We start from the raw sequence: 8,423 nt of genomic DNA on the forward strand, positions 1-8,423 counted from the left end.
CGATGCTGTAGCCAGGGAACCTTGGTCGGGATGGAAGGAATCCTGAGCATTCCGGCCTTTTTTGCCTGTTTTTGCCAAAAAAGGCTTATGGATTGTTTCGGATTGCCCGATCTATACATTATACAGAGGGAATAATGATAGGAGGCCATATCCAAATGACCAGTACTGCCGCACGCATCACTTACGAGGAATACCGGCCCAGCGGGGTCGATCAGGGTTGTTTTGAACACATTCACCACGGCCGGGTGCTGGAGATCGGGTTCGGCTCCGGGTCTCTCATTAAAAGTCTGCAAGAAGCAGGCAACGAAGTGCACGGGGTGGATGTCGGGCGGGATATCGTGGATCGCGCCCGGTCCCGAGGATTCAATGTCTCCCTGATTGATGTGAGCGAGCAGGATCTGCCGTTCGAGACGGATTATTTTGATGCGGTCTACAGCTATGAGACCTTCGAGCATTTGACCAACCCGCATCGAATGGTCTCCGAGGTCAGGCGGGTATTGAAGCCGGGCGGAGCTTTTTATATTTCGGTCCCGACCCAGGAGGGCACCATGGGCTACGGGGCTTGCCGCCATGCCTTTGTGTATCCGGGATTGCTGGAAAAAAAGAATCTGGAACGGTTTCTCATGCAGATGTATTTCCGTGTGAACAAGCAATACGAAATGGATACGGGACTCATTGTCCACCGGTTTTACGGTTTGACCAACGGCAAGCGGGAAGACCTGCCGGACATCATGGATGTGATTGTCGGCGATTACCGGGTCTCGGAATTGTACAAACACGTTTTGACACCTGAAAGGCTTCAGGAGGAAGTTCAGATTGAAATCGATGGGTATATGAAGGGAATTCTCTGGGGTCTGGATCGGCCGGACGGGCTGGAGTATGCCATAGGGATCGGCCACCACCTTTGCGAGTCCTACAAAGGGTTTCCTTCCTTGTACATGCAGTTGTTTGAATGCTTTTTTGAAAGGGGCAAACCGGAGGCAGGCATCTCTTTCCTTGAAAAGATGCTGACCGACTGCCAGCTTCCCGAGAGTTCGCGCGAACGCACGCGCGGGCTGATCGATTCCCTGAGCACCGCCCCGGCTCTGGGGTGAATTGAATTCAATCGAGAAATCTCTCGTGTTCTTCCGGGGACGGGATGCGGCAGGTTTCTTTTTTCCCGAAAAGCCGATAGCGGTTCTTCGCGATCCATCCGTACATCCCGTCGCGTATGGGGACGGGCACCCACCGAAAAATCCAAAGTAAAGACCAGACTCCTCCCAACCGGCGGAAAATACGCAAAGCCGCTGTGGATTTCACGAAGACGCGGTCCCCCTCCACCAGCACGACGCTGTCCATTGGGTGCTCCCCGGCCGTGCCCAACACCCGGCGGGCTGTTTCGCCCTGCAAAGGAGAGAAGCGGAACACCTTGGCCTTGTCTGCACGGATGAGAAAATCCACAAACCCGTTGCACAGTCCGCACATCCCGTCGAAAAAGATGATGGGTGGTTGTTCATCCGCTTTGGCAGGTCTTGTTGCCATGATTATCCGGTCCTTTCAGAATCTCATTATAAGACTTTTGGTTTGACGGGGAAATGAGACCTGCGCAGTCGCGAGGGGCCAAAAACCGATTTATAGGAGAGTGAGTTGCGTGGTATGATTCGGCAAAGATCCGTTCCGTGCATAGCAAGCAGGATGGACCGGCCTTGCGCCGCCGTTATATAAATTCAAAATACACGCCCCCGTAGCTCAGCAGGATAGAGCAACGGATTCCTAATCCGTAGGTCGCTGGTTCGAATCCAGTCGGGGGTACCAAATAATAAATGAAATGGCCTGCAGTTTTTCCTGCAGGCTATTTTAGTTTTTGGGTTGGTTTGGGGTTGGATTTTCGTTTGGCGGAAACCCGAAAGAAAATTAAATTTTAATCCAGACAAACCCGTTTTGAAGAACCTACTGCATGAGGTGGCAGGGAAAAAGAATAGGTCCTTATTAATCTTGAGTATCGAATTTAAGGTTCAGGAGTTGTTCGAGGATGGTCACGATTTCTTTTTGCATGAACGGTTTGGAAAGAAAACCGTTGTGCACGTTTTCCTTCAGGATTTCTTCTTTTTCATGGGAAAGCACGGAGGCGGAAAGCAGTATGATTTTTATGGAATCGTCTCCGTACAAAGCCCGGATTTCCTTGGCGGCGTCAAACCCGTTCATGACCGGCATCTGGTAATCCATAAAAACGATATCCGGCCTCCACGCCGTTACCGATTCGATGGCTTCCTGTCCATCCTGCGCGGACTTCACATCCAGCCCCATTTCACTCAATAACTGAGTGAGAATATCGATGTTGTCCGGCATGTCATCGACAACGAGGACCCGCACGCTTTGCCCAGGTGGCAGCCTGTAATGGTGGGATTCAAAGATACCGTTGACTTTGGGTTTGGAATCCGCCGGGGGGAGCGGAATATTGAAATAGAAACAGCTGCCTTTGTCTTCTTCCGAGACAAGCTTCATCTGGCCGCCCATCAGCTCGACAAACTTTTTGGATATGGCCAGTCCCAGGCCGGTGCCACCTTTGGATTGCCCGACCTCGGTTTGGCGAAACGGTTCGAAGACCAGGCTCTGTTTTTCATGTGGAATGCCCTTGCCCGTGTCCTTGACGTCAAATTGAAACCGGTCCTCTCCAAGGTGTTTGACTTTCAATGTGATCCCCCCATCTTCGGTGAACTTGGCGGCATTGCCGATGAGGTTGATCAAAACCTGGCGCAGTTTTTGATCGTCTCCAAAAACCCAGCAGGGCTCCTCCATGGAGAGTCCCTCAATTGAAAAATCAATTCCCTTTTCCCTGCAAACAGGTTCGAACATGACGGTGAGGTCGAAAAGGATTTCGACAAGGTCAAATTCCTGGGCGTCCACCGTCATCCTGCCCGCCTCGATTTTGGCAAGATCGAGAACGTTGTCGATCAACCGCATCAAATGCTGTCCGGCGCGGTAAATGCCTTCAACCCCGTTGCGCTGCCTGGGGGTGAGGCTGGCTTCGTCGAGCTTCATGATCTGGGCATAACCAAAGATGGCGTTCAACGGGGTGCGGATTTCATGGTTCATGGCGGAGAGGAATTCCGATTTCGCTCTGTTGGCCCTGTCTGCCGAGTTTTTAAGGTGGCCCATCTCTTCGAGCTGCAGTTTCAGGTTCTTGGCCTGTTCCTGAATGAGTCTTTTTTGTTTGTAAAGATCGAGAAAAATCCGAACCTTACTGTTCAGGATCAGGGGATTGAGCGGCTTGTACAGGTAATCAACCGCCCCCTTCTGGTATCCCTTGAAAACGTAGGGCTCTTCCTTGCTGGAGGCGGTAATGAAGATAATCGGAATGTAACGGGTTTTTTCTATCCCGCGAATGAGGGACGCGGTCTCGTAGCCATCCATGTTGGGCATCTGGACGTCCAGCAGGATGAGGGCGAAGTCATACTCCAGGACTTTTTCCAGAGCCTGCTTTCCGGAATCAGCACGAACGATACGGCAGCTTTCCTCTTCAAGAAGGCTTTCCAGAGCGATTAAATTAGCCTCCACGTCGTCAACAATGAGAACGTAGGGGCGATCGTCGATTTTCTTATTTTCCATGGTTGATTCAATTTTGGAGGTTGAACTATTTGCGACTATTGTTGGTTTGTTCATGTTCCCCCCCCCAACAGTAACAATCAGCTTTCAAGCCGCTTCTCTCTTTCTGTAAATCTTGTTTTTATCGTCGTATACGTCAAACATGTTTTGATTCTCTTCTCCCAAAAGGCGCTCGTTGGCACCGGCACAGAAAAATCCCTTGTGGCACAAAGACTCCCAGAAAACGCGAATCGCCCTCTGTTTTAAGTTGTTGTTGAAATAAATCAGGACATTCCGGCAAAAAATCAGGTTCATTTCCCCCATGGAACTGTCAGTCACCAGGTTGTGATCAAAAAATGATATGTGCTTTCTAAGCTCCGCATTCATGATGACGTTTCCGTAATTCACGGTGCAGTATTTCGTCAGTGTTTCCAGCCCTCCTGCTTCGAGGTAGTTGTGTGAATCTTCTTTGATAAGTTCTACCGGGTAAATGCCTTCCTGCGCTTTTTTCAAAGCTTCCATGTTGACGTCGGTGGCATAAATCTGCGCTTTTTCAAAAAGGCCTTCTTCCATCAGCATGATGGCCATGGAATACACTTCCTGCCCGGTTCCACATCCCGCGTGCCAGATTTTCAGGGAGGGATAGGATTTGAGAATGGGTATTACATGGTTTCTCAAAGCATTGAAAAATGCCGGGTCCCGAAACAACTCCGTGACGTTGATATAAAAATCCGTGACTATCTTATGGAATAAATTCTTGTTGTTCAGGACATGGTGCTGGATTTGCGAAATGGAGTCGATCCCTTCCGTTTCCATTCGCCGTTTCAACTGACGGCGGATGGAGCTGTAATTGTAATTGCGAAAATCGTAACCGTACTTCTGGTACATCACTTCGAGAAGAGCCCAAAGCTCGAGGTTTTCATTTTGCTCTTCCTCGGAAAAAGTTGTTGGTTCCTCAGTGTTCGCTTCCATGGAGCACCCATATTCTGATTTGGTTCAGCAATATGTTAATGTCAACAGGTTTGGTCAAGTAATCGTTGGCTCCGGCTTGCAGGCATTTTTCCTTGTCGCCCTTCATGGCTTTGGCGGTTAATGCGATGATGGGAAGGTTTTTGAATTCCGGAATTTTCCTGATTTCCCGCATGCATTCATACCCGTCCATTTCAGGCATCATGATATCCATCAGAACGAGATCGATGTCCCTGTGTTCTTGCAATTGTTCAAGGCCTTCCCTGCCGTGTTTGGCGATGATGACGTTCATTTCGTATTCCTCAAGCACGTGCGCCAGGGCAAAAAGGTTTTTTAGATCGTCGTCAACAAGCAGAATTTTCTTGCCAGCATAATCTTTGGACTCAATAACACGCGAACCCCTCTTTCCTTCCGCGCTGGCCCCCGTTTCGGCCACCTTGTGAAGGAACAGTGTGGCTTCGTCGATGAGCCGGTCCAATGAATGAGCACCTTTTATGATGATGCTTTCCGAATACCGTTTGAGTTTCACCTCTTCATCGGGGGTTAATTCCCGCCCCGTGTATACAATCACGGGGATATTTTTGAGTTTCTTTTTCTTTTTGATCTGTTCCAGGAAATCGAAACCTGAAATGCCGTCGAGGTGGAGGTCGAGGACAATGCAATCGACTTCGTTCTCTTCCAGGGCCTTCAATCCGTCTTCCCCCGTTATGGCTCGAAGGACGTTGGTTTTACTGTTTCCCAACATTTTCTGAATCTCGTCCTGAACCACGGTTTCGTCTTCGATGACCAGAAGGTTTTTGATGCTTTTGGAGAGTACTTTTTCAATACGGGAAAAAACTTCATCCATTTTTTCCTGGGTTACGGGTTTCCTGAGAAAACCGATGGCACCCAGTTGCATGGCTTCCTTGTCCTTTTCGTAGGCGGAAATAAAATGGACTGGAATCGGCTTGGTTTCCGGGTGATTTTTGAGTTTCTCAAGCACCATGAGGCCATCGATGCCGGGCAAGCCGACATCTAGGATGATGGCGGAAGGTTGGAATTGCTGGGAGAGCAGGATGCCGTTTTCCCCGTCATCGGCAATGAGGCACTTGAACCCCTTTTCGCGCGCCATGTCTTTAAGCACGTGGGCGAACTTCAGGTCGTCCTCGATGATGAGCAGGGTGCGGTCGGACGCGCGGATTTCCTGCCTGTCGTCATCGATGGGCTGGGACTCACCAGCATTATTGGCCTTGGCGAGCTTTTTCAACGTGGGGCGATTACCACCATTTCCACCCACGCTTTCATTTTTAAGAATGCCAACCGGTGGCTCCACTTTTTCCGGGATGAACACGGTGAAGGTGGAACCCTCTCCCAGTCTGCTTTCAAGCTGGATTTCTCCCCCCATGAGGCGCACGAATTCACGTGTGATGGACAACCCGAGCCCGGTGCCACCGTACTTGCGGCTGGTTGTGCCGTCTTCCTGTTGAAAGGCATCAAAAATCTGCGCCCGTTTGGATTCATGAATGCCTTTGCCTGTATCAGTTACGCTGAACGCAATTGTGGTATCTATTAGAAGGTTTTTGTTTCCTAAAGTCGTATCCGGGGAGGGCCGGCTGATGCGGACGGTGATGCCACCCTTTTCCGTGAATTTGAAGGCATTGGAAAGCAGGTTCCGAAGCACCTGTTCAAGATGTTTCGCATCGCAGACCATGCTTTCCGGAAGGGCGGGGTCCAGTTCGACGGCGAAATCCAGATTTTTGTCATCCGCCAGCGGTTGAAAGTTGCGGTTCAGGGTATCCACAAACCGTTCGAGGTCGACTTCCTCCAGGATCATTTCCATGTTGCCGGATTCGATCTTCGACAGATCGAGGATGTCGTTGATCAGATTCAGCAGGTCGTTGCCGGACCCGTGAATGGTCCTGGCGAATTCCTCCTGCTTGGAAGTGAGGTTGCCGTCCTTGTTGTCGGCAAGCAGTCTGGACAGGATCAGCATGCTGTTGAGAGGGGTTCTCAGCTCGTGTGACATGTTCGCGAGGAATTCGGACTTGTACTTGCTGGCAATTTCCAGTTCCCGGACCTTCTGGTTGACGATCTCGTTCTTTAATTCGATTTCCTGTTTCTGGGTTTCCAGAATGGATGCCTGTTCTTCCAGCTGACGGTTGGTTTCATGGAGCTCTTCCTGCTGCTGCACGAGCTTGTATTCGGATTCCTTGAGGGCATTGGTCTGGATTTCCAGTTCCTGGTTGGCCGACTGCAATTCCGATTGCTGTTGCGCCAACTCTTCCGCCTGGGCGCGGGTTTCTTCCAGCGCGTCCTTGATTTTTTCCTGGGCGATCTCGAGGGAAACTTTGGCTGCTATGGCGTCGGCGGCCTGGTTCACGAAATCCAGGTGGTTGCCGGTGATTTCCTTTAACGAGCACAACTCGAGGACTCCCACCACATCCCTTTCTGAAACCAGCGGCACAAAGAGGAGCATTTTGGGAGGCGCTTCACCCAGGCTGGATTTGATTTTAAAATACTCGTCCGGAACCTCCCGGACCAGGATGTTTTCCTTGCTCACGGCCGCCTGACCAACGTACCCCTCGCCAAACTGGAACGTCTCAGGAAGTTTATGGGGATTGGCGTAGGCATACCCGGCTGAATAGTACAAGGCATTATCCTGCGCCAGGTACAGAGCCCCCATCTGAATTTCCAGCCGCTGAACCATGAAGCTGACGATTTCCTGGGCGGCGGTTTTGAGGTTGTCCGACTTCTGCATGATCTCGAACAGATCGGAGATGCCCGTTTTCACCCATCCCTGATGGGTGGCCAGCGCTTCGGCCTCCCTCAGTTGGACCATGGTGGTTTCGTTTTTCTCGATGGTATCGACAAACGTGCCCAACGTGTTTTTGTATTCCAATACCAACCCGACGAAAGGAACCAGGTAGGCCACGATTTTGAGGAAATGACCTACGTTGAAAGCGTTGTCAAACAGTTCCCCGGAACCGAATGCCATGTATGCCTGGGTGGCTATGTTTGGAATCATGCTCACCAGCAGGGAGTGGGTAAACACGGTGTTCTCGCGTTGGTAAAGACGGGGAAACAGGAACAATCCTGCGATAATGTAAAGGAGGAGAGGTCCCAGATCCCACGGCCGGGTGAAAGTCGACTCTGGATACAAAGTCCGCGGAAGGTCGGTGCTGGTGGCGCAATACTGGATGACAGCAAAGGCAACGAACGCGAACAGAAAACCGGTCCCCGCGAGGAATCTTATTTGTTCAACCGTTTTTTCCCGTTGGGATTTAAACAGGGCCAGCACAGCGGCGATCAAAATAGTGGCATGGAAAACACGAGCGATGGCCCAGGTGAAGGGAGAAAGCGTGGTCAACGCCGCCCGGCCTTCAATCAGGCGGGCCGACACCAGGATATGAAACGCATCCACCGCTCCCGCACACAGCAGGGCAATTCCGATAATGGGAAGCGACCAGTCCCGGTTGAAATAAAAATTGAACAGGGCCAGCACGAAAACCACCACGGTGACGGCGAAGGCGCTCCATTCAAGAATGGTGTGGACGAAAACGCCGGACATGGCCTGAAGGGCCTTTTCGTCCATTCGGGAATCAAGAGAGGGCGCCTGCCCCGTCGGGGCGGTTTCGTTCAGAGTCGTTGTTGACCCGAAATCAAAACCCATCAGGTTCAGGAAAAGAGGCAGTACGGATACCGCGAGGATGGTCCAGACGATTCCCGCCGGCATCCGCGTCTGCCGGGACTGGTTGGTGGCGCTCGATGCCTCAGAAAAAGCCGGTTCGGGACGGTCATTCATGAGCGGTGTATCCCGTTGTGGAAGGTTGCCGGGCTTCTAAAGCGAGTAACCCGGTTGCCGGAAAGTGCAGGACCGTCCCATATCCCATCTTCATTTTGTGGGGGCTCGG

The 8,423-nt window shown here is 51.2% G+C and carries 5 protein-coding genes and 1 tRNA gene; 2 read left to right on the forward strand and 4 right to left on the reverse strand.

From position 1 onward, the window contains the following. The first annotated feature begins 155 nt into the window (after positions 1–155). On the forward strand, positions 156–1,094 hold the full coding sequence (locus TX82_RS15250; protein ID WP_005009679.1) for a class I SAM-dependent methyltransferase: 939 nt from the start codon (positions 156–158) through the stop codon (positions 1,092–1,094). A gap of 7 nt (positions 1,095–1,101) precedes the next feature. On the opposite strand, the gene TX82_RS09350 is transcribed toward TX82_RS15250, so the two are convergent. Then, complete coding sequence (locus TX82_RS09350; protein ID WP_005009686.1) at positions 1,102–1,521, reverse strand: thiol-disulfide oxidoreductase DCC family protein; 420 nt, start codon at positions 1,519–1,521, stop codon at positions 1,102–1,104. 196 nt (positions 1,522–1,717) lie between these two features. On the opposite strand from TX82_RS09350, the gene TX82_RS09355 reads away from it, so the two are divergent. Next, positions 1,718–1,794: transfer RNA gene (locus tag TX82_RS09355), tRNA-Arg, on the forward strand. A 174-nt stretch (positions 1,795–1,968) separates the two neighbouring features. Here the strand turns inward: TX82_RS09355 and TX82_RS09360 are convergent. The 3 genes from TX82_RS09360 to TX82_RS09370 all read right to left on the reverse strand — a co-directional run bounded on the left by TX82_RS09360 (position 1,969) and on the right by TX82_RS09370 (position 8,314). Further along, positions 1,969–3,588: a hybrid sensor histidine kinase/response regulator gene (locus TX82_RS09360; protein ID WP_005009689.1), complete on the reverse strand. Its 1,620-nt coding sequence runs from the start codon at positions 3,586–3,588 to the stop codon at positions 1,969–1,971. An 84-nt stretch (positions 3,589–3,672) separates the two neighbouring features. Then, positions 3,673–4,536, reverse strand: a complete 864-nt coding sequence (locus TX82_RS09365) for a CheR family methyltransferase (RefSeq protein ID WP_005009690.1) — start codon at positions 4,534–4,536, stop codon at positions 3,673–3,675. After that, positions 4,520–8,314, reverse strand: coding sequence for a response regulator (locus TX82_RS09370; protein WP_005009692.1), 3,795 nt, complete (start codon positions 8,312–8,314; stop codon positions 4,520–4,522). Before TX82_RS09370 ends, TX82_RS09365 begins: the two co-directional genes overlap by 17 nt. Positions 8,315–8,423 lie beyond the last annotated feature (109 nt).

The sequence above is a fragment of the Nitrospina gracilis 3/211 genome, from assembly GCF_000341545.2.
Taxonomy (GTDB): Bacteria; Nitrospinota; Nitrospinia; order Nitrospinales; family Nitrospinaceae; genus Nitrospina; species Nitrospina gracilis.